The 22,739-nt window shown below is 36.4% G+C and carries 22 protein-coding genes, 1 pseudogene and 4 other annotated features (1 of these 27 running past the window's edge); of the genes and pseudogenes, 17 read left to right on the top strand and 6 right to left on the bottom strand.

Annotated elements, in window-relative coordinates:
• Nucleotides 1-64 precede the first annotated feature (64 nt).
• The 10 genes from nrdR (at nt 65) to ILS93_RS10575 (ending at nt 10,092) form a co-directional block, all read left to right on the top strand.
• Nucleotides 65-526 carry a transcriptional regulator NrdR gene (gene nrdR, locus ILS93_RS10620; RefSeq protein ID WP_001203687.1) on the top strand — a complete coding sequence of 154 codons (462 nt, stop codon included), beginning with the start codon at nt 65-67 and terminating at the stop codon, nt 524-526.
• A gap of 152 nt (nt 527-678) precedes the next feature.
• Entirely contained in the window at nt 679-2,085 is a 1,407-nt protein-coding gene (locus ILS93_RS10615; protein WP_064474615.1) for a replication initiation and membrane attachment family protein, read from the top strand.
• Nucleotides 2,086-2,118: 33 nt separating this feature from the next.
• Nucleotides 2,119-3,057 (top strand): primosomal protein DnaI, encoded by a 939-nt coding sequence (gene dnaI / locus ILS93_RS10610; protein ID WP_000400114.1) that lies wholly within the window; start codon nt 2,119-2,121, stop codon nt 3,055-3,057.
• 276 nt (nt 3,058-3,333) lie between these two features.
• Nucleotides 3,334-4,215 (top strand): putative sporulation protein YtxC, encoded by an 882-nt coding sequence (gene ytxC / locus ILS93_RS10605; RefSeq protein ID WP_048562147.1) that lies wholly within the window; start codon nt 3,334-3,336, stop codon nt 4,213-4,215.
• A gap of 31 nt (nt 4,216-4,246) precedes the next feature.
• Nucleotides 4,247-4,476: a binding site (T-box leader), on the top strand.
• A gap of 48 nt (nt 4,477-4,524) precedes the next feature.
• Nucleotides 4,525-6,462: a threonine--tRNA ligase gene (thrS, locus tag ILS93_RS10600; protein ID WP_222660427.1), complete on the top strand. Its 1,938-nt coding sequence runs from the start codon at nt 4,525-4,527 to the stop codon at nt 6,460-6,462.
• A 210-nt stretch (nt 6,463-6,672) separates the two neighbouring features.
• Nucleotides 6,673-6,793, top strand: a sequence feature (ribosomal protein L20 leader region).
• A gap of 62 nt (nt 6,794-6,855) precedes the next feature.
• Nucleotides 6,856-7,359, top strand: a complete 504-nt coding sequence (infC, locus tag ILS93_RS10595) for a translation initiation factor IF-3 (protein ID WP_000973214.1) — start codon at nt 6,856-6,858, stop codon at nt 7,357-7,359.
• A 21-nt stretch (nt 7,360-7,380) separates the two neighbouring features.
• Nucleotides 7,381-7,581, top strand: coding sequence for a 50S ribosomal protein L35 (gene rpmI / locus ILS93_RS10590; RefSeq protein WP_001125946.1), 201 nt, complete (start codon nt 7,381-7,383; stop codon nt 7,579-7,581).
• A 37-nt stretch (nt 7,582-7,618) separates the two neighbouring features.
• Nucleotides 7,619-7,975, top strand: a complete 357-nt coding sequence (gene rplT / locus ILS93_RS10585; RefSeq protein ID WP_001138364.1) for a 50S ribosomal protein L20 — start codon at nt 7,619-7,621, stop codon at nt 7,973-7,975.
• Between the two features lie 470 nt (nt 7,976-8,445).
• A complete protein-coding gene (locus tag ILS93_RS10580) occupies nt 8,446-8,937 on the top strand; it encodes a dUTP diphosphatase (RefSeq protein WP_000365057.1) in 492 nt (163 codons plus the stop codon).
• A gap of 69 nt (nt 8,938-9,006) precedes the next feature.
• Nucleotides 9,007-10,092 (top strand): M42 family metallopeptidase, encoded by a 1,086-nt coding sequence (locus tag ILS93_RS10575; RefSeq protein WP_064474618.1) that lies wholly within the window; start codon nt 9,007-9,009, stop codon nt 10,090-10,092.
• 40 nt (nt 10,093-10,132) lie between these two features.
• Here ILS93_RS10575 and ILS93_RS10570 read toward each other — a convergent pair whose 3' ends face one another.
• Nucleotides 10,133-10,750 (bottom strand): TetR/AcrR family transcriptional regulator, encoded by a 618-nt coding sequence (locus ILS93_RS10570; RefSeq protein WP_000023655.1) that lies wholly within the window; start codon nt 10,748-10,750, stop codon nt 10,133-10,135.
• Nucleotides 10,751-11,047: 297 nt separating this feature from the next.
• Here ILS93_RS10570 and ILS93_RS10565 point away from each other — a divergent pair, with 297 nt between their 5' ends.
• Nucleotides 11,048-11,701, top strand: coding sequence for an HlyD family secretion protein (locus tag ILS93_RS10565; protein ID WP_001071413.1), 654 nt, complete (start codon nt 11,048-11,050; stop codon nt 11,699-11,701).
• Between the two features lie 12 nt (nt 11,702-11,713).
• Complete coding sequence (locus ILS93_RS10560; RefSeq protein ID WP_000094767.1) at nt 11,714-13,513, top strand: DHA2 family efflux MFS transporter permease subunit; 1,800 nt, start codon at nt 11,714-11,716, stop codon at nt 13,511-13,513.
• 20 nt (nt 13,514-13,533) lie between these two features.
• Here the strand turns inward: ILS93_RS10560 and ILS93_RS10555 are convergent, their stop codons facing one another.
• A complete protein-coding gene (locus tag ILS93_RS10555) occupies nt 13,534-13,890 on the bottom strand; it encodes a hypothetical protein (protein WP_064474619.1) in 357 nt (118 codons plus the stop codon).
• A 38-nt stretch (nt 13,891-13,928) separates the two neighbouring features.
• Nucleotides 13,929-14,299, bottom strand: a pseudogene (locus ILS93_RS10550) (DNA-binding protein).
• A 145-nt stretch (nt 14,300-14,444) separates the two neighbouring features.
• Here ILS93_RS10550 and ILS93_RS10545 point away from each other — a divergent pair.
• Nucleotides 14,445-14,987, top strand: coding sequence for a sigma-70 family RNA polymerase sigma factor (locus tag ILS93_RS10545; protein WP_222660425.1), 543 nt, complete (start codon nt 14,445-14,447; stop codon nt 14,985-14,987).
• A 21-nt stretch (nt 14,988-15,008) separates the two neighbouring features.
• Nucleotides 15,009-16,037 carry a DUF4179 domain-containing protein gene (locus ILS93_RS10540; RefSeq protein ID WP_222660422.1) on the top strand — a complete coding sequence of 343 codons (1,029 nt, stop codon included), beginning with the start codon at nt 15,009-15,011 and terminating at the stop codon, nt 16,035-16,037.
• 27 nt (nt 16,038-16,064) lie between these two features.
• On the opposite strand, the gene ILS93_RS10535 is transcribed toward ILS93_RS10540, so the two are convergent.
• The 3 genes from ILS93_RS10535 to sspI all read right to left on the bottom strand — a co-directional run bounded on the left by ILS93_RS10535 (nt 16,065) and on the right by sspI (nt 17,864).
• Complete coding sequence (locus ILS93_RS10535; RefSeq protein ID WP_222660420.1) at nt 16,065-16,778, bottom strand: CPBP family intramembrane glutamic endopeptidase; 714 nt, start codon at nt 16,776-16,778, stop codon at nt 16,065-16,067.
• Nucleotides 16,779-16,917: 139 nt separating this feature from the next.
• Nucleotides 16,918-17,475 (bottom strand): HD domain-containing protein, encoded by a 558-nt coding sequence (locus ILS93_RS10530; RefSeq protein WP_064474624.1) that lies wholly within the window; start codon nt 17,473-17,475, stop codon nt 16,918-16,920.
• A gap of 179 nt (nt 17,476-17,654) precedes the next feature.
• Nucleotides 17,655-17,864, bottom strand: coding sequence for a small acid-soluble spore protein SspI (gene sspI / locus ILS93_RS10525; protein WP_000009511.1), 210 nt, complete (start codon nt 17,862-17,864; stop codon nt 17,655-17,657).
• 82 nt (nt 17,865-17,946) lie between these two features.
• On the opposite strand from sspI, the gene ILS93_RS10520 reads away from it, so the two are divergent.
• From ILS93_RS10520 to pheT, 3 genes are all read left to right on the top strand, one after another.
• On the top strand, nt 17,947-18,744 hold the full coding sequence (locus ILS93_RS10520; protein ID WP_002096285.1) for a TrmH family RNA methyltransferase: 798 nt from the start codon (nt 17,947-17,949) through the stop codon (nt 18,742-18,744).
• A gap of 48 nt (nt 18,745-18,792) precedes the next feature.
• Nucleotides 18,793-19,021, top strand: a binding site (T-box leader).
• Nucleotides 19,022-19,064: 43 nt separating this feature from the next.
• Entirely contained in the window at nt 19,065-20,099 is a 1,035-nt protein-coding gene (gene pheS, locus ILS93_RS10515; RefSeq protein WP_222660418.1) for a phenylalanine--tRNA ligase subunit alpha, read from the top strand.
• Between the two features lie 18 nt (nt 20,100-20,117).
• Complete coding sequence (gene pheT, locus ILS93_RS10510) at nt 20,118-22,538, top strand: phenylalanine--tRNA ligase subunit beta (protein WP_098101957.1); 2,421 nt, start codon at nt 20,118-20,120, stop codon at nt 22,536-22,538.
• Nucleotides 22,539-22,680: 142 nt separating this feature from the next.
• Nucleotides 22,681-22,739 (top strand) — a binding site (T-box leader); it runs 193 nt beyond the window's last position.

Genomic DNA, 22,739 nt, shown 5'->3' with positions numbered 1-22,739 from the left:
TATATATTGTCAGATGAAGTAAGTAGAGAAAAAATAAAGAGTATAGTGTAAAGGAGTGAATATATTGCGTTGTCCATCCTGTTCGCATAATGGTACAAGAGTGTTAGATTCGCGTCCGGTAGACGAGGGGCGCTCTATTCGAAGAAGGAGAGAGTGTGAAAGTTGTTTAAGTCGCTTTACGACATTTGAAAGAGTAGAAGAGTCACCTCTTATCGTTGTAAAAAAAGAAGGCACACGAGAAGAGTTTAATAAAGAAAAGATTTTGCGCGGCTTAATTAAAGCGTGCGAAAAAAGACCAGTATCTTTAAGACAATTAGAAGAAGTAACTCAAAGTGTGGAACGTGAACTTCGTAATTTAGGTATATCAGAAGTGAAAAGTGATATGATTGGTGAAATTGTTATGGAAGAACTGCGTGATATTGATGATGTTGCTTACGTGCGTTTTGCTTCTGTATATCGCCAATTTAAAGATTTAAATGTATTTATTGAAGAATTAAAAGATATACTGCAAAAAGAAAGAGAGTAGAAGTTGTATTTTATTCTCTTTACATACCGTAAGTAATGAGATAAGAGAGCTAGAAGCGAAAGCTAATAGCTCTTTTTCGCTAAGAAATTATATAATGAAGATAGAACGAATGAAGTAGAGGATAGATTGGATGAGAGAAAGGAAAAGCAAGAATGGAAAAACAGTCATGGATGGAGCTATTGCCAATTGATCGTTATAAAGTAAGTGCGAAAGGGTTACTGCATAATTACGACCGAAAAGTGTTAACGATGTTGTATCAGCCGTTAATAGGTAGTAGAGCTTTTAGCTTGTACATGACACTATGGGGAGAGTTAGAGCAAGATCGTGTGTTTGGAAAAGAGAATACACACCATTCCCTTATGGTGACCATGCAAATGCAGCTTCCCGAAATATATGAGGAACGAGTAAAGTTAGAAGCAATTGGGCTTTTGAAGGTATATATTAAGAAAGAAAAAGATATTCGAATGTTTATATACGAATTGCAACCACCTTTATCTCCGAAGCAGTTTTTTGATGATATTGTGTTAAGCATCTTTTTATACAATCGATTGAGTCGGACAAAATATAATCAAGTAAAGCAATATTTCTTAGAAGAAGAATTTGATTTTGCTTCTTATGAAAATGTTACGCGTTCTTTCAATGATGTGTTTGGTTCGTTTAATCCAGGACAGCTTGAGCATGCGCAAGAAGATCTTCGTATTCCAAAAACGACAGCTATGCCAAGTAACGAGAAGGGAGACTCTCCAAAAGTTTGGAATGATTTCTTTGATTTCTCCTTATTTGTAGATGGCTTGTCCGCTCTTGTCCCTAAAAAGGCGATTACAGATCAAGTGCGAGAATGTGTCATTACACTTGCTTACGTGTACGATGTAGATGTGTTATCGATGCAAAATATCGTTCTTGGTACGGTGACAGAGATGCAGACAATTGATATCGAAAGGCTTAGAAAAGGAGCACGTGATTGGTATCAGTTCGAAAACGGTCAAGCGTTACCTGTATTAAGTGAAAGAGTACAACCTCACGCTGCACGTATGATGGAAGGAAAAGAGCCTTCTACGCAAGAAGAGATGTTAATCAAACAGCTAGAGGAAATCTCACCAAAACAACTATTAAAAGAAATCTCTGGTGGTGCAGAGGCGACAAAGGCTGACTTGCAGATCGTTGAAGATGTAATGATCAATCAAAAATTAACGCCAGGTGTTGTGAATGTACTTATTTATTACGTTATGCTACGCTCAGATATGAAGCTTGCGAAAACGTATGTGGAGAAAATTGCTGGGCATTGGGCACGTAAAAAGGTCGGTACAGTAGCTGAAGCAATGGCGTTAGCGAAAGAAGAGAATCGTCAATATCAAGAATGGGCTGAGACGAAGAAAAAAGGCCGTACGTCGAAGAAAACGATAAGAAAAGAAATGGTACCAGATTGGCTGAAAGAAGAGCCGAAAGAACAAGAGAAAGAAACAGTGAAGAAAGATGTAAGTAAGAAAAAAGATGCAAGTACGTTAGATGATGAACGAAAACGACTAGAAGAAGTGTTAAAAAAATATAAGCGTGATTAATAGAAGAGAATGAACGCTCTTTGAGGTGAGAAAATGGAGCATATTCAAAATTCATTTGCAAAGTTAATGGAAAATAAAAATTTTAAAAATAGATATGAAGTATTAAAGGCGGAAGTAATGGCACATCCGCGTGTGAAAGAATTTATAGACGAACATCAAGGTGAAGTAACAACTTCTATGATTGAGCGCAGCCTTGTGAAGTTATACGAATATATTGGACAAAGTGTAGGTTGCGCAGATTGTCCGGATCTAGGTTCGTGTAAAAACATGCTGCAAGGATATGAGCCAAAGCTCGTTATCCAAGGGAAGATGATTGATATTCAATACGATCGTTGCGTTAGAAAAGTAGCATATGACGAGAGAAAGAAATATGAAAAACTCGTTCAAAGTGTATATATGCCAACTGACATTTTACAGGCAACGATGGAAAACTTAGATCCTTCAGATTTAGATGCGCGTATTGATGCAATTGGTGCAGCCAATGAATTTTTAAGTACATATGAACCTGGTAAAAAAGTACAAGGTTTATATTTGTACGGTAAATTTGGTGTAGGGAAAACGTATTTGTTAGGAGCAATGGCGAATGAGCTTGCTCAAAAGAAAATAAGTTCGATGCTCGTATACTTCCCTGAATTTTTACGTGAAATTAAAAGTTCGATTCAAGATAATTCGATTGGGGAAAAGATTGATGCGGTGAAACGCGTACAAGTTTTAATGCTAGATGATATCGGAGCAGAAGCGATGTCAAGCTTTGTGCGTGACGATGTGCTTGGTGCAATTTTGCAATTCCGTATGTTAGAAAACTTACCGACGTTCTTTACGTCTAACTTTGATTTCAAGGAATTGGAACATCATTTAACGTATACACAGCGTGGTGAAGCAGAACAAATGAAAGCAGCACGTATTATGGAACGAATTAAATATTTAGCGAAGCCAATTCCGATTGGCGGAAAAAACCGACGTCATAAGTAAAGAGTAAGCTGAAAAGCTTGCTCTTTTTTGTTTTGAACACTTTTCAGACTAGGTGAATTGCAAAACGAAAAACTTCTTATAGAAAATTCATTGTAGCTTGTATCATTTTTTTCTCCCTCCCTTAATATATATAAAATTAGCAAGCCATATTGAGTGGATTTTCTAACGATAGGAAATGTAATTCTACTAAGAGTGAACTTCCACGGGACGGACTCTTATAGGATTTGTAACGTATAGATACAATCCTTTAGAGCAGGGATAAAAGGGGGGACAAAAGTGATTGAAATTTGCTTCGAAGAAAAAAATGATGCTATGCATGTATATAGACAACTATTGAAAAGAGCGGAACTGTTATATAAGGAAACGAGTGTGTATTTACAGGAACAAAAAGTGGTGATTCACATACCAGTATGTGAATCGAATTATATTGAAAAGATTTTATTGCCAGTAATGGTATATTTCATTGTGAATGTAAAGCAAAATGAGTGGATTTATACAATCTTAAAAGAGAAGTTTTTTTATGAAGAAGAGGAAGAGTGTCATCAAATATTGCATATGGCACAAGAGATTTTAAAGGGAAGAAGAAAAGAGATTGCTCGAGAATTAACACGTCACACATTTGAATCATATATTAAATCTTCTTTAAATAACTGGCTTTGTGATCCTCTTTCGTTCTCGTTTTCATCATATGTTCGTTTTCGCCTTCGTACATATAGGGAAATGGTAGCTAAGCTTGCTGAAGTGTCGATTGATGAGTATAAGTTGGAACAAGAATATCAAATGTTTATTGAGACGCTAAGGCAACAAGTACGTAGCCGAAAATCACGTTTGTCCTGTGTGCATCTTATTTTTGATGAAAGCTTTATTTTCTATGACGATAAAGGTAGACGTTTAAAACAGGAGAAATTGGTCCAATATATAGATGAGGAATTATTAAAGCAAAAGGATGTATATATTGATACGAAAGTAATTGCACCACTTCTTTCTATTTCGCCGAAAAAAATTTATTTATATACGAAAGAACAAGACCATAATATGATTATTACTTTGCGAAATGTATTTCAAGAACGGGTCCAATTACATGGATTACATGAGTTTGAGCGCAATGTGAAAAATTTAAAAAATAAAGGTAACGCCCTTGATTTTCTAAGTTTTTGAGCATATAATTACCTACATAAATGAAATATATTGAAATGTCATGATGAGGACATGAGTAGTTTTCTACGATTTTCAGAGAGGGAAGCCTTAGGGTGTGAGCTTCCTAGTACGGGATTATTACTTACCACCTCTAAACTTTAGCAGTGAACGTTTTTTTCTAGTAATTGCTAACGGACAACACCGTTATGTTGAACTTGAGCAATTAACAATAATGTTAATTGGAACAAGGGTGGAACCACGAATTCAACACTCGTCCCTTTTTACGGGATGAGTGTTTTTTATTTTGAAAAAAAAGAGGAGTGACCAGTGATGGCAGATGTAGTTAAAATTACTTTCCCTGATGGAGCTGTGAAGGAGTTTCCAAAAGGCGTAACAACTGAAGAAATCGCAGCTTCTATTAGCCCAGGCTTAAAGAAAAAAGCTGTGGCTGGAAAATTAAACGATGAGATGATCGATCTTGTTACACCAATCGAAGAAGATGGTGCAGTTTCTATTATTACATTAGATTCTGAAGATGGCTTATATATTTTACGCCATTCAACAGCCCACCTATTAGCACAAGCGTTAAAACGTTTATATAAAGATGCTAAGCTTGAGCTTGGTATTGGTCCAGTAATTGAAAATGGCTTCTACTACGATATTGATATGGAAGAAGCAATTACAGTTGAAGACTTCAAGAAAATCGAAAAAGAAATGCAAAAAATCGCGAACGAAAACTTAGAAATCGTTCGTCATGAAGTACCACGTGCAGAAGCACTTCGTCGCTTTGAAGAAATCGGCGATGAGTTAAAATTAGATTTAATTAACGATCTTCCAGAAGATGCAGTTATTTCAATCTATGAACAAGGCGAATTCTTCGACCTTTGCCGTGGTGTTCACCTTCCATCTACAGGGAAAATTAAAGTATTTAAATTATTAAGCGTTGCGGGTGCTTACTGGCGCGGCGATAGCAATAATAAAATGCTACAACGTATTTACGGTACTGCATTCGTTAAGAAAGCAGAATTAGATGAGCACTTACGTATGCTTGAAGAAGCGAAAGAGCGCGATCACCGTAAATTAGGTAAAGAATTAAAACTATTTACTAATAGCCAAAAAGTAGGACAAGGTTTACCACTTTGGTTACCAAAAGGTGCAACTATCCGCCGCATTATCGAGCGTTACATCGTTGATAAAGAAGCAAGCTTAGGCTATGATCACGTATACACTCCAGTACTAGGAAGCAGAGAGCTTTATGAAACTTCTGGTCACTGGAATCACTACCGTGATGGTATGTTCCCATCAATGGAAATGGATAATGAAGAGTTAGTACTTCGTCCGATGAACTGCCCTCACCACATGATGGTTTATAAAAATGATATTCACAGCTACCGTGAATTACCAATCCGTATTGCGGAACTTGGAACAATGCACCGCTATGAAATGTCTGGAGCATTATCTGGATTACAACGTGTACGTGGAATGACTTTAAATGATGCGCACATTTTCGTTCGCCCAGATCAAATTAAAGAAGAGTTAAAACGTGTTGTAAACTTAACTCTAGAAGTGTACAAAGATTTCGGTTTAGAGAACTATTCATTCCGTCTATCTTATCGTGACCCAGCTGATACTAAAAAGTACTATGCTGATGATGAGATGTGGGAAAAAGCACAAGGTATGTTAAAAGAAGCTATGGATGAAATGGGTCTTGATTACTATGAAGCTGAAGGTGAAGCGGCATTCTACGGTCCAAAACTTGACGTTCAAGTTCGTACTGCTCTTGGAAAAGATGAAACACTTTCAACTGTACAATTAGACTTCTTACTTCCAGAACGCTTTGAATTATCTTACGTTGGTGAAGACGGTAAACAACATCGTCCAGTTGTAATTCACCGTGGTGTTGTATCAACTATGGAACGTTTCGTAGCCTTCTTAATTGAAGAATACAAAGGTGCATTCCCAACTTGGTTAGCTCCAGTTCAAGCGCAAGTAATTCCAGTTTCTCCGCAAGTACATTTAGACTATGCGAAGAAAGTACAGGATGAATTACGACGTGCTGGTATCCGTGTTGAATTAGATACTCGCGAAGAGAAAATTGGTTACAAAATCCGTGAAGCACAAATGCAAAAAATTCCGTACATGCTTGTAGTAGGTGACAATGAAGTAACTGAAAACGGCGTAAACGTACGTAAATATGGTGAACAAAAATCAGAAACAATTGCATTAGATGCTTTTGTTGATATGATTAAAGTAGAAGGAAAACGATAAGACAGAGCCGCGGTATACCGCGGCTTTCGTATGTATTATAAAAAAGAAAAACTAGAAAAAATAACCAAACTATACTTATCATAAAAAAGTATTGCAAGTATGTTAGTTGTTTGTTACAATATTTCTTGTTGTTAGTAAAACACATCGCGTCTTCTTGACAGACGTCATGTCCTATGATAAACTCATCAAGGATAATAGAATATTGTTTTGTGGAACAAGTAGAAGCACCCGCTTCTCACCTGATGGACGCATTCGCAGTTTACAGGTAAATGTATTTCTTACTTAAGGATTTACAAGTGTGGGTGTCGTATGCCCGCACTTTTTTTGTCGGGTTCTATGACTACAAAAGATGTTCTGAAAAAACCTTGGAGGTGGCTTACTATTAGCAAGGATATGATGATTAACGAGCAAATTCGTGCACGTGAAGTACGTTTAGTTGGTGCAAATGGCGATCAACTTGGAATCAAGTCTCGTAATGACGCTTTAGACTTAGCTGCAAATCTTAATCTTGATTTAGTATTAGTTGCTCCAAATGCGAAACCGCCAGTATGCCGCATTATGGACTACGGTAAATTCCGCTTTGAGCAACAGAAGAAAGAAAAAGAACAGCGCAAAAATCAAAAAGTAATTAGCATGAAAGAAGTTCGTTTAAGTCCAACAATTGATGAACATGACTTTAACACAAAACTTCGTAATGCTATCAAGTTTTTAGAGAAAGGCGACAAGGTTAAAGCGTCAATTCGCTTTAAAGGACGTGCCATTACTCATAAAGAAATCGGTCAACGTGTTTTAGATCGCTTCTCAGAAGCTTGTGCTGAAGTTAGTACAATTGAATCTAAGCCTAAAATGGAAGGACGTAGTATGTTCTTAGTTTTAGCACCGAAAAACGATAAGTAATAGATAGAGGAGGAAATACCTATGCCTAAACAAAAAACTCATCGCGGCTCTGCAAAGCGTTTCAAAAAGACTGGATCAGGTAAACTGAAACGTTCTCACGCTTACACAAGCCATTTATTCGCTAACAAATCTACAAAAGCTAAACGTAAACTACGTAAAGCTGGTGTAGTAAGCGCTGGTGACTTCAAACGCATTCGTCAAATGCTTGACAACTTAAAATAAGTTCGGCTGATATATAGAACAATTAGGAGGTAATATTATGCCAAGAGTAAAAGGTGGTACAGTTACTCGTCAACGTCGTAAAAAAGTTATAAAATTAGCAAAAGGTTACTACGGTTCTAAGAGTACATTATTCAAGGTTGCTAACCAACAGGTTATGAAATCTCTAATGTATGCATTCCGTGACCGTCGTCAAAAGAAACGTGACTTCCGTAAATTATGGATTACACGTATCAACGCAGCAGCTCGTATGAATGGTCTTTCTTACAGCCGCTTAATGCACGGTCTTAAAAATGCTGGCATCGAAGTTAACCGCAAGATGCTTGCTGACTTAGCTGTTCATGACGAAAAAGCTTTCGCTGAATTAGCAACAGTTGCAAAAAACAACATTAACTAATTAATTAGTTGAAACCTTAGAAGATTTTTCTTCTAAGGTTTTTTTATTTGTATGCAAAGAGAAGTATGTCGTTATCGATATGACAAAATCAATATAAAAGCTATAGCGATATAGAAGAATATATATATGAAGCCAGGAGAATTCTCCTGGCTTTTTTCAATTATCCCCCTTTGGAAAGAAGAGTATCTTTCCTACCTGAAACGACACTGCTATAATGGAAAGATGATATGGAACTTTCATCAGATAAAATAAATTTTTTATCAGTGGACAATCCCCGGATAATGATTAACTATCACCAATCGGAGTGACCAATCTAATAGTGATGATTGAAACGTATTTGTAAATTAAGGACAAGCTATTTTGTAAAGAGGTAAATGGCTGACTTATTAATAAGAAACGAAAAATAATAATGAACTTTGAGATGAAACAACATTGTTGCGTAAAATGCGATGTTGGAGGAGGACAATAGAATGGACTTACTACAACTATTTAAATTACAAAAAGAATTAGATGACCGTATTGTGAAAGAGCATGATTTACAACCGAAAAAGTTGTTAAAAGAAAAAATGTTAGCTCTTCTTGTAGAAATTGGAGAACTTGCAAATGAAACACGTTGTTTTAAATATTGGAGCAACAAACCAGCATCAGAACGTGAAGTAATATTAGAAGAATACGTAGATGGATTGCATTTTATCTTATCAATCGGAATTGATTTAGGTATTGATAAAAACTTCCTATTCTATAAATGTGCACAAACGAATAAAACACAAGTAGAAATTTTCTTAGACACATATGCGAAAGTAATTCGTTTTACAGATCAACCATCTATTACGAACTATATTGAATTATTTACAAGCTATCTTCGACTTGGACAAGCGCTAGAGTTTGAGCAAGAAGAGATTGAAAAGGCATATTTAGATAAAAATGAAGTAAATCATCAGCGTCAAACACAAGGATACTGATTTAATTTTTGAATATTTCAATTTCCTTTTGTATAATGAAGTGACTGAAGAAAAAGGAGGGTGTTGGCAATGACAAAATTAGACGCGACATTGACAATGCTAAAAGAATTAACAGATGCTCGTGGTATTGCGGGTAACGAGCGTGAACCACGTGAAGTAATGAAGAAATATATTGAGCCGTTTGCGGACGAACTTTCTACTGATAATTTAGGAAGCTTAGTTGCGAAAAAAGTAGGGGAAGAAAACGGCCCGAAAATTATGGTTGCAGGTCATTTAGATGAAGTCGGCTTTATGATTACGCAAATTGATGACAAAGGTTTCCTTCGTTTCCAAACAGTTGGTGGCTGGTGGTCACAAGTTATGCTTGCGCAGCGCGTGACAATTGTAACACGTAAAGGAGATGTAACAGGTGTAATTGGTTCAAAACCACCGCACATCTTATCTCCAGAAGCGCGTAAAAAACCAGTTGAAATTAAAGACATGTTCATCGATATTGGTGCTTCTAGCCAAGAGGAGGCAATGGAGTGGGGCGTACGACCAGGAGATCAAGTTGTACCTTACTTTGAATTCCAAGTGATGAAAAATGAAAAAATGTTACTTGCAAAAGCATGGGATAACCGAATTGGTTGTGCAATTGCAATTGACGTATTAAAACAATTAAAAGATGAAAAGCATCCAAACGTTGTATACGGCGTAGGGACTGTACAAGAAGAAGTTGGTCTTCGTGGTGCGAAAACATCTGCGAACTATATTAAACCAGATATCGCATTCGCAGTAGATGTTGGTATCGCTGGTGACACACCAGGTGTAACGGCAAAAGAAGCGCAAAGTAAAATGGGTGATGGACCACAGATCATTTTATATGATGCTTCTGTTATTGGACATACAGGTTTACGTGACTTTGTAGTTGATGTTGCTGACGAATTACAAATCCCGTATCAATATGATTCAGTAGCGGGCGGTGGAACGGATGCAGGTGCAATTCATATTGCTGTAAATGGTATTCCGTCTATGGCAATTACGATTGCAACGCGCTACATTCATTCTCATGCGGCAATGTTACACCGTGATGACTATGAAAATGCAGTGAAGTTAATTGTAGAAGTTATCAAACGTCTTGATAAAGAGGCTGTACATAACATTACATTTAATTAATAGAAAAAGCGAAGGAGGTTCTCCTTCGCTTTTTTATGTTTTAAAAAGGTCGTTCTAATCCTGCAGCAGTATGAGCTCCTAAAATAATTAAACGAGTTAATTGCATGGCCATAAAATGCGGGGTATAAATCATCCCTCTTTTTAACCATGACATAATCATCCCGATATGAGCTCCTGTCACATAACTAATTAAAATATCACGAGGAACCATAAGATCTTTATCATCTGGCTGTGAAATAGACAAGCTTAATGTTAAATGTGTTTGTATTGTTTTCATCATTTTATAAGAGTAGTTTCCAGCGGCTTTATCACCAAGCATAACGTTATAGAAGTTCACATTTTCTGCGATATGTTCGAACAAAGCCAAAAATGTCGGATGTGGTGAATCAAATGTAAGTTGAAACTCTTCTTTATTTCTATTTTTCGGCTTAATAACTTCTGTTAATTTCTCTAACATTTCTTCGATGCTTTTGTCTAATAGGTCATATTTATCATGGTAATGGCTATAAAACGTAGCACGATTTACGGGAGCACGTTCTGCAATATGTTGAACAGTTACATCATCAAATCCTTTTTCGCCTACTAAAGCGACAAAAGCATCCTGTATGAGTTGTCTCGTCCGCTTTACACGTGGATCATTTGTATTTTTAATAGACATTTTTACTTCCCCTCGTTTAATTTTTTATACTTAAACAACATATAGGTATTATATTGTTGTTTAAGCGACATTTCATACGTAAATTGTCGGTTGTAGATTCAAAATAATTATTTATAATTATAAACGATAGTCCTTCAGAAATCAGCACCGCTCGCAGGTAGATAAATTTCGATTTACACCGCAGATGGTGTGATTTTTTTGTTTAAAAGTTAATATAATTAACAATTAAACAGTCTAAACAATAAGGACGTAAATAGTTTAGAAAAAAATTATATGCGATATAAGGAGAGGAATGCAATGAATCAGTTTCGAAGAATGGTGATTATTAACATTATCACATTAATTGTACTAGTTGGCGGCGGTATTGGCGGTTATTACTATTACAATCAAGCGGAAAATTATTTAAAAACAGAAAATGCAAAAATTGATGGAAAAGTAATTCCAATTGCATCACCAGTAGCAGGTAAATTAACTGACTGGAAAGCTGAAGTAGGAAAGAACTACAACGAGAATGACAAATTAGGTGCTGTTACTGTAGCGGCAGCAAATGGAGAACAAACAGTAGACGTAACAATTCCGCAAAATGCAACAGTTGTACAATCAAACGCGACGACAAATGCTTTCGTTGGAGCAGGTAGCCCAATTGCTTACGCATTTGATATGAACAATTTATGGGTAACAGCAAACATTGAAGAAACAGATGTTGACGATGTACAAAAAGGTCAAGATGTAGATGTGTATGTAGATGCATACCCAGATACAACGTTATCAGGAAAAGTAGAGCAAGTTGGATTAACAACAGCGAATACATTCTCTATGTTACCATCAAGCAACGCAACAGCGAACTATACGAAAGTAACACAAGTAGTACCAGTTAAAATTTCTTTAGATCATAGTAAATCAGTAAATATTGTTCCTGGAATGAATGTGTCAGTTCGTATTCATAAGTAAGGGGGAGATGAGATGTCCTCAATTGCAATTGCAGGATATGCACTATTTTGTATAATCGTCTTCTTCCTTGTAAATCGTCTTTTACGAAAGAAAAAAACGAATGTGGGAGAAGAACAAGTCCCAGCCGTAAATAAAATAGAAGTAAGTAAGGTAGAAACAGAAGAGAAAGAAATTGAACGAAAGCAAGAAGCAGAAATTTCTAATGTAGTTGAGTTAGAAACAGGAAAGCAAGAAGAAGTAAAACAAGAAAAAGAAGTGCCAAAAAAACAAATGTCTACGCCTGTAGAAAATGTGAACGTAAAAGCAGTTGTAGCTGTATTAATTCTCGGCATGTTCGTTTCTATTTTAAACCAAACAATTATTAATGTTGCATTGCCTCCATTAATGAATGAATTTAACGTATCAACTTCAACAGCACAATGGTTAATTACAGGTTTCATGCTTGTAAATGGTATTTTAGTACCGATTAGTGCCTTTTTAGTTTCACGATTTACGTATCGTAAATTATTCGTAGCGGCAATGTTATTCTTCACGGTAGGATCTATCATTTGTGCTATTTCAGGAAACTTTACAATGATGATGACGGGCCGCGTTATTCAGGCGGTGGGTGCAGGTATTTTAATGCCGGTTGGTATGAATATTTTCATGACATTATTCCCGCCTCATAAGCGCGGAGCAGCGATGGGATTACTAGGTGTAGCGATGATTTTAGCACCAGCTATTGGACCAACTGTAACAGGTTGGGTGATTGAAAACTATAGCTGGAACTTAATGTTCTACGGAATGTTTGTAATTGGTTTAATTATTACGTTCCTATCTTTAAAATTCTTTACACTAGCTCAGCCGGTATCTAAAACGAAGTTAGATGTATTCGGTGTTGTTAGTTCAAGTATTGGACTAGGTAGCTTATTGTATGGATTTAGTGAAGCAGGAAATAATAGCTGGACTAGTGCAGAGGTTGTTATTTCACTTATCATTGGTGTAGTAGGTATTGCGGTATTTATTTGGAGAGAGCTAACAACGGACAATAAAATGCTTGATTTACAAGTGTTTAAATACCCAGTATTTACTTTTACTTTAGTAATTAATGCAATTGTTACGATGGCATTATTCGGAGGTATGTTATTGCTTCCAGTATATCTGCAAAACATTCGCGGTTTCACACCGATAGAATCAGGTTTATTACTACTTCCAGGATCATTAATTATGGGGATCATGGGACCTATTGCAGGTAAACTATTTGATAAGTATGGTATTCGTCCGTTAGCAATTGTCGGTTTAGCCATTACAACGTTTGCGACATATGAATTCACAACGTTATCGATGGATACACCGTATAGCGTTATTATGACGGATTATATTATACGTTCAATTGGTATGTCATTCATTATGATGCCAATTATGACAGCAGGTATGAACGCACTGCCGATGAAATTAATTTCTCACGGTACAGCAACGCAAAATACGTCAAGACAAGTAGCTGGTTCAATTGGAACAGCGATATTAATTACACTTATGACGCAGCAAACGACTGCTCACGTAGCAGATTACGGCAACATGTTAACAACGTCAAACCCAATTTTAGTTGATAAAGTACACGGTATGGGCCAAAGTTTAGCAGCGATTGCCGGATCAGCGCAAGCAGGAGATGCGATGAGCACGCAACTATTATTTGGACAAATTTCAAAGCTATCTGCAATTAACGGTATTAACGATGCCTTCTTAATTGCGACAATATTAGCTGGTATTGCTTGGGTGTTATCGTTCTTCTTACCGTCAGGCAATAAACCAAATAGAAAAGCAGGGAATTAATTTCCCTGCTTTTTGTCTTGTTAAAGAGTGAGATATAAAAAATGATAACCAGTTACGGAGCACAGCCCTGTTATAAACAAAATTGTCCCCATAGCACGAATACTTGATATTTGTCTTCCACTTATAATAGCTAATAGTCCAGCTAAAGAGAAGAAACACCAATATAAAGTTCCCGAAATTGGAACCATCCCCTCTAAATCTATTCCAGAACCTATACAAATGATAGGAACAACGATAAGTAATATGCTAATTAAACCTGCGATAAGAGTAAGTAATTTACGGTGTTTCATGCCAGCAATAATTAAAAAAATGCCGACGATGAGCTCGCATAACATCAAAGTAAGAGCTAAAATCATCCAAGTTAATATTCCGAACACTCCTGTATTACCTCCGATTTATGGGTTTCTAAAAAATATTATATATAGAATGAATCACCTACAGACACGAGTACCCAGAAAATAACCCCTAATATTCCAGCGGTAAAAATAATGAATCCCATATTACGTATACTTTTAATTTTGGCTTGGACTCCACTTCCCCCTGCTAATAATCCAGTTAAAGAAAATAGTATCCAATATAAAGTAGTTGAAATAGGGAGGATTGCATTGCTATCCACTCCCATGCCCAAAAAAACAAAAGGTAGTGTGACAAAGGAGAAGCTAAGTAGCCCCATTAAACCAACAAATAATTTACGATGTTTCATGCTAGTAACAATTAAAAAATACCACCGAAAAATCCGCATAAAACAAGAAGTGGCATATAAACAACCCAAAGTAAGCTCAATATATATAGTCTCCTTCTGTGTAATCAGTTATATTTTACTACATGAGGTTTATTTTGGATATTATTAATGAATATGTATAAATTGATAGAAATGAGAAGTGATGATACGAATTAATAGATATAGAGAACGTTAGAGAGGAGGGGGCATATGAAGATTACAGAAGAGAACGTTGCAATGCAGCTAAGGAAAAGGAATGAAAAAGCATTATACTTTATTATCGACCAGTACGGTGGACTTATAAAAAGTATTATTCAGAAGCATTTAGCTCCGTTTCAAGATGTACAAGAGGAATGTATGGATGATGTGTTATTGGCAATTTGGAATCATATTGAAAAGTATGATGAGGAGAAAAATACTTTAAAAAACTGGATTGCAGCTATTACAAAATATAAATCTATCGATTATGCGAGGAAATATGCGAAAACAGTAAATGAAAAAGGGTTAGATCAAATAGTTGAAATAGCGATGCATACCGATACGACTAAAAATGAAATTAGTAATGATATGCAACATATATTAGATCATTTAAAGAAGAATGATAAAGAAATCTTTATGAAGCATTACGTGGAAGAAGATAGTGTAGAAAATATTGCAGAGAAAATGGGAGTGAAAACTTCTTTTATATACAACCGTCTATCGAGAGGACGGAAGAAGTTAAGGTCATTATTTTTACATAACCGGATGAAATAAATAAGAAAAGAGGTGAAGAAAATGAAAGATCCATATGAAATGTTAAATGATATAAAAATGGATGAGAATGAATATGAAGAGGTTAACTTAACTCACATAGAGAAACAGAAAATAAAAAAGCGAATTCGTAAAAAAATAAACAAGAACAAAGCTTATACGAAACGAAATGTAGCGATTGTAACATCGGCTGTGGCATTATTTATTATGATGATGACTGTAGATATGAGAAGGATGATTGCGGATATACCGTTAATCGGAAGTAAAATGGAAGACTACGTAAACAGTAGAGGGGAACCTTTAAAAGAATATAAAACGACAATAGGACAAACAGTTTATGATAACGGTGTAGAAGTACGGTTAGATGAAGTGATGGTAGATGAAGGGCAGATTATTGTTAATAGTACGTTTAAGTCTAACAGTGTTAATCTAGGGGGGATTTTTTTACCGCACCCAGATGTTTATATAAATGGAAAAGAGTTAAATGGTAGTGGTGGTGGAGGTAAACAAAAAGTAAATGATTATACATACACATTTTTTACTACTACAAATTTGAAAGATTCACAAATGAATCCAATGGAATTGGATGGGGAACTAGATATACAAATTGTATATAGAAGACTTATGCCGTTAAAAGGTAAAACATCAATAAAAGGAGAATGGGGCTTTTCTTCTAAAGCATCTGGAGACAAATTAAAAGCAGAAACGAAAACAATCCCAATCCATAAACATTTTAAATTAGAAAATGGTCAAAAAATAGAAGTGGAAGATTTAAAAGTTTCTCCTATATCCGCGAAGTTGAACTATAAGATGTTGAACGGAACAAAGTTAGATGTAACATTTATGGGAAAAGATCAAGATGGGAAAGAGCTAAAACCGGTTTCAGGACATACACTATCGAAAAATAGTTATTGGCGATTTGAAAAACTAGAAGATAGTGTAAAGAAAATTGTTCTGACGCCTGTTCTAACTTCTGGTGAAGAGGGAGAAAAGAAAACGAATTATCGAAAAGTTTTAACGGAAGAAGAGTTTGAAGTTGTGATAAAAGAGTAAAAAGAGGTATCGTGATGATACCTCTTTTTAGCTCAAAAATGCCAACATATTATTCATAATATGAAATAACATAGCTGGAATAATGGATTTTGTTTTTTTACATAAAATAGCCATTAATAATCCCATGAAGAAAGTAATTACCATGACTCCAAGTGAGTATGTATGAGCGATACCGAAGAAGAAACTTGTTATGATGGCTGCAATCCAAAATGGAAATCGCTCAGAGAAGAAGCGAAGCATAAAGCCACGGAAAATAAGTTCTTCAAAAATTGGTGTGAGTATTGCGAAGCCGAGAAGTAATAATATTTGATACTGCTTAAAAACGTCTAAGTTAAGTGCGGAAGATTGCTGCTTTGTTGCGTCTTGGAACATATAATTTAACAAGATGTAATTGAGTATAATGTTTATAGCGAAGAAAAGAAGTAAGTATACGTATGTACGCCATTCTTTAAGTACTTTAAAGTTAAAAGATTGTAGTAGTAATTTTTTTGCGGGTTCGAATTTGAAAATGAAGAATAACAACACGGCTAGTTGTAATATGATACTTGCAGTGTTTACGATAGATTCATACAGGGCAATTTGTTTTTTATCTGTAAGACCTGCTGTATAAATTGTTAAGGGCATTGCTAGGAACACAGTAATAAGTCCGGTTCCGAAAAAAGCGAATAAAACGGAGCTAATAAATTGTCCCCATGACATAGAATATTTCTGTTCATTAGAAAATTGTGTAGCGGGTTGCATTTATAAAATCACCTCTTTATATTTGTATATTTAATTATAAAGCATTTTGTTTTCGAGTGTAATATCCAAATATTACATATAAAGGTGTATTTTTCGTAAAATAATAAAAGAGGTATCACCCTATAGTGATTCCTCTTTCTCATTGATAACTATGTTCTGCTTTATTGTTCGATTTCGATTGCTCTATTTGTAATTCACGCTCTACCAATCGATCTAACTGCTGAATTGCTTTAAGTGCTTTTTCATAAGAAATTGTTCTATAATGGTGCGCTCCGCCCGGTTCTTCATCTGCTTCGTCTGCCCATTTAATAATGTTTTGAAGAGATGTTCTTTCAATTTCTTGCTGTACTAAGAAAGAATCTGTATGAAGAAGAATCGCGATAGAAATTTCTTTTGCTAGTTTCGGATGTTCTCCTAATCTAATAAGCAATTTATGAGCTCTTTCTGCACCTTTAATCGCATGTATATCATTCTTTTTATACAAGTCATAATCCCATGCTCCCTCACTGTACCATGTGTGATGTCCGATATCATGAAGGAAACCAGCTTTTGTTGCAGCATCGACTGAGGCATGATGCTTTTTCGCTAAGTGAAACGCATGGTAAGCGACAGCGATCGCGTGGACCATTCCAGAACGGTTTACATATTTTTGTGTAATGTGATGTTTAAAAACTTGTTCAAGCGTAATACGTTGCATAAAACATTCACTCCTTTTATCTAATGATGTATATGAAGAAAAATCGATCGGTTTAAATGTATTTTGAACATTGTACTCCATCTGGGTAGCGTTAGTAAAGTAGAAATGTTTAGGAGAAGAAAAATTTTATAGACATAAAAGGTCACCTTAGTTTTTTTTCTAAGGTGACCTTTTATTGTTTATTTTTTTAATCCTTGCTCCAGTGTTCCTAACATTTCGTGTTTTTCATTTTCATCAGCATTTTTCCAAATGACTTCGAATAAAACGCCAAGACCTGGAAGCATTTTTTCTTCACCGCTTTGAATTGCATCGACAATCGTTTCTTGTAATTGATCTTGTGAATTTCCAGATACATTCGCTAATACAGCGCCGCGTAAATTAAAACTCATTATCTTCACCTCTTCTTCAGAATTGAAACTGACGTTAGTTTTTGTTCTTTTTTATGTAAATATGTATGAAAAATAGGCTATAATGATAAGACAAGAAGAGAGGGAAATACATATTATGAAAAACATTGATTCAGTGCAAAATCCGCGTGTGAAGCAGTGGAAAAAGCTGCAGACGAAAAAAGAGCGCGATAAAAAGGGTTTATTTTTTGTAGAAGGATTCCACTTAGTGGAAGAAGCTTTAAAAGCAGGAGTTGTAACAGAACTTATCGTTTCTGATCAGACAGATCTTCCGAAAGATTGGACAGTTAATGATGTGGAAATGTATATCGTACCTGAAGCAATCGTAAAAGTACTCCGTGAAACAGAAACGACGCAAGGGGTATTTGCTGTTTGTGAGAAACACGAGAGTGAAGTAGCTCTTGCAGATGGAAAGTTTCTTTTATTAGATGGTCTTCAAGACCCGGGCAACTTAGGGACAATTATTCGTACAGCTGATGCAGCTGGTATTCATGCTGTTGTGCTTGGAGAAGGATGCGTTGATGCATATAATAGTAAAGTGCTTCGTTCTACACAAGGTTCTATTTTCCATTTACCAGTTGTAAAAGGGAACTTAGAAGAGTGGGTAGACAAGTTAAAAGAAAATAACGTTCCTGTATATGGAACCGCTCTTGAAAATGGAGTTCCATATGGTGAAGTAACACCAGCTGGTAGTTTTGCATTAATTGTAGGAAATGAAGGAAGTGGCGTAAGCGAAGAAATTCTTGCAAAAAGTGATCAAAACTTGTATATTCCGATTTACGGCGGGGCAGAATCATTAAATGTTGCGGTTGCAGCAGGGATTTTAACGTATTATTTGCAAAGCCCAGTTGCGAACAAATAAAAAACTTCTTATAATAAGTTGAAGTATATTATATTAAAAGTTAAATAACGAAAAACGTTGATAGAGAAGAGTAACTTACAAAATCGCCATAAAGGGAGAGAATGCCTTAGACTGAAAGTATTCTTATGGTAGACGGAAGTGAATTCACCTCTGGAGTTGACGCCAGGACCATATATATGTAAAGGCGTTCCGGTCAGAATTGATCGTTATAACTAATGAGTGGGCAGACCTGTTCTGTCAATTTAGGGTGGTACCGCGAATTTACCTCGTCCCTTTTTGGGAGCGAGGTTTTTTTATTTTTAAAATTAGGAGGGTTCCAAATGGAAGCACGTTTAAAAGAGCTAAAGCAAAAAGCGTTAGAGCTTATTGAAGAAGCGAAAGAGCTAAAGGGCTTAAACGACGTACGCGTAGCGTATTTAGGGAAAAAAGGTCCAATTACAGAAGTATTACGCGGCATGGGAAAATTATCAGCAGAAGAGCGTCCACGTATGGGAGCATTAGTAAATGAAGTACGTGAAGCGATCCAAACGCGTTTAGAAGACAAAATTGGTAACTTAGAAAAAGCAGTAATTGAAGCGAAATTGGCTACGGAAACAATTGATGTTACACTACCAGGCCGTCCTGTTGAAACAGGTTGTCACCATCCGTTAACAGCTGTTGTTGAACAAATTGAAGATGTATTCATCGGTATGGGTTATGAAGTAGCTGAAGGAACAGAAGTAGAAAAAGACTACTACAACTTCGAAGCATTAAACTTACCGAAAAATCACCCAGCGCGTGATATGCAAGATACATTCTACATTACAGAAGAAACGTTACTACGTACACATACATCTTCTGTGCAAGCACGTACGATGGAAAATAATAAAGAAAAAGGCCCAATTAAAATTATTTGTCCTGGTAAAGTGTATCGCCGTGATGACGATGATGCGACGCATTCACACCAGTTCATGCAAATTGAAGGTCTTGTAATTGATAAAAACATTCGCATGAGTGACTTAAAAGGTACACTGCAAGTATTCGTGAAAAAGATGTTCGGTGAAGATCGTGAAATCCGTCTTCGTCCAAGTTTCTTCCCATTCACAGAGCCATCTGTAGAGATGGATATTTCTTGTATGATGTGTCACGGCAAAGGTTGCGGCACTTGTAAAGGAACTGGCTGGATCGAAATTTTAGGCGCAGGTATGGTTCATCCGAACGTACTTGAAATGGCTGGTTATGATTCAAAAGAATATCAAGGTTTCGCATTCGGTATGGGCGCAGAGCGTATCGCAATGTTGAAATACGGCGTAGATGACATTCGTCATTTCTATACAAATGATGTACGTTTCTTACAACAATTCAAACGAGCGTAAGGGAAGGAGAGGATAAGTATGTTCGTATCATATCGTTGGTTACAAGAGTATGTAGATATTAAAGATGTAACAGCACAAGAACTAGCAGACAAAATCACGAAAAGTGGTATTGAAGTAGAAGGTGTTGAAGTATTAAATAAAGGTGTAAAAGGTGTTGTAGTTGGTCACGTATTAGAATGTGAAAAACACCCAGAAGCTGATAAATTAAGCAAATGCTTAATCGATATCGGTGAAGAAGAGCCAGTTCAAATTATTTGTGGAGCGGCTAACATTGCAAAAGGTTTAAAAGTACCAGTTGCAAAAGTTGGTGCTGTACTTCCTGGCAACTTCAAAATTAAAAAGGCAAAACTACGTGGTGAAGCTTCTCATGGTATGGTTTGTGCGCTTCAAGAGCTTGGCATTGATGGAAAGTTAGTTTCAAAAGAATATGCAGACGGTATCTTCATCTTCCCAAGTGACGCTGAAGTTGGTGCAGACGCACTTGAAATTTTAAACTTACATGATGAAGTACTTGAGCTTGGTTTAACACCAAACCGTGCAGATTGCTTAAACATGCTAGGTGTTGCATATGAAGTCGCTGCTATTTACGGCCGTGAAGTAAAACTTCCAGCTATCAGCTTACAAGAAACAGCAGAAAAAACTTCTGATTACATTTCTGTAAGTGTAGAAGCGAAAGAAGAAAACCCATTATATATTGCAAAAATGGTGAAAAACGTAAAGATTGGTCCATCACCAATGTGGATGCAAACGCGCCTTATGGCAGCTGGCATTCGTCCAATTAGCAATGTAGTTGATATTACAAACTACATTTTAATGGAATACGGTCAACCGTTACATGCATTCGATTACGATAAATTAGGCTCAAAAGAAATCGTTGTTCGTCTTGCAAAAGAAGGCGAAAAAATTGAAACGTTAGATGATCAAGAGCGTACGTTACAAAGCCACCACCTTGTAATTACAAACGGAACAAAAGCTTTAGCTGTTGCTGGTGTAATGGGCGGAGCGGATTCTGAAGTTACAAATGAGACAGTAAACGTTTTAATTGAATCTGCATACTTTGCAGGTCAAACAGTACGCCGTACATCAAAAGACTTAGGTCTTCGCAGTGAATCAAGTGCACGTTTTGAAAAAGGAATTGACCCAACACGTACATTTGAAGCAATTCAACACGCAGCTGCTTTAATGGCGAAATACGCTGGTGGAGAAGCACTTGAAGGTGTAGTAGAAGCTGACAACTTACAAGTACAAGAACGTACAGTATCTGTTACTGCTGAAAAAGTAAACCGTGTATTAGGTACAAATATTTCTGCAAGTGAAATGGGTACAATGTTCACAAACTTAAAATTCCCATTCACAGAAGTAGAAGGAACATTCCATGTGAATGTACCAGCACGTCGTCCTGATATTACAATTTCAGAAGACTTAGTAGAAGAAGTGGGTCGTCTATACGGTTATGACCACATTCCAGTTACATTACCTTCTGGAACAATGACTCGTGGTAAATTAACATCAGCACAAACGAAACGTCGTAAAGTACGTCGCTTCTTAGAAGGTGCTGGTTTATATGAAGCAATCACGTATTCATTAACGAGCGCTGATAAAGCGAAGCAATATATGGTTGAGCCAAACGAAAAGGCGCCTGTAAACCTTGCACTTCCAATGAGTGAAGAGCGTAGCCAACTTCGTTTAAGCCTAGTGCCACAATTGTTAGAAGCAGTTTCATACAATGTGGCACGTAAAAACGATAGTGTTGCTTTATACGAAGTAGGTTCTGTCTTCTTACCGACAGAAGCAGGAGAACTTCCGAAAGAAGAACAACATCTTGCAGGTGTTATGATAGGTCTTGCACTTCACCATGCATGGCAAGGTGAGAAGAAAGTAGTAGACTTCTTCGTTGTGAAGGGTGTACTAGAAGGATTATTCGACGTACTTGGCGTTGCAAACCAAATCACATATGCACCAGCAAAACGTGAAGGTATGCACCCAGGTCGTACAGCTGACATCGTATTAGATGGCGAAGTAATTGGTTTCATCGGTCAATTGCACCCAGAAGCAGAAAAACAATTAGATGTGAAAAATACATTCGTATTCGAACTATCTCTTGTAAAAGTGTTCGGTGCAGACGCAGAAGAAACTTACTACGCAGCAATTCCACGTTTCCCATCTATGACACGTGATATGGCTGTTGTCGTAACAAAAGAAACAAAAGCTGGCGAAATGAAGCAAGTCATTGCTGAAGCTGGCGGAGAACTTCTGAAAGACGTAGCGCTATTCGACTTATACGAAGGTGAAAAAATGGAAGAAGGCAAGAAATCACTTGCATTCTCTATGACCTACTTCGATGCAGAACGTACGTTAACAGACGAAGAAGTAACAGAAGCACATAACCGTGTATTAACGACGGTAGAAGAGAAATTTGGTGCGGAGTTACGTAAGTAATAAAAGATTGCCGGATTCAGTCCGGCAATTTTTTTATGGCACGATTGTTGGTAAGTCGATATATTACAAAAATCGCTGATATATTTTTTGGTATCTTGCATCTTTCTCTCGAATGTAGTACATTAATTTTAGTTTAACAAAATGAAAGACGATGATAAGGAAAAGTAGTATATACTATAATCCAAAGCGAGTCAGGGACGG

Origin of the sequence: Bacillus sp. 16GRE42 (assembly GCF_019837435.1) — a bacterium.
GTDB lineage: Bacteria > Bacillota > Bacilli > Bacillales > Bacillaceae_G > Bacillus_A > Bacillus_A wiedmannii.
This window is presented reverse-complemented; position numbering and strand designations above follow the sequence as displayed.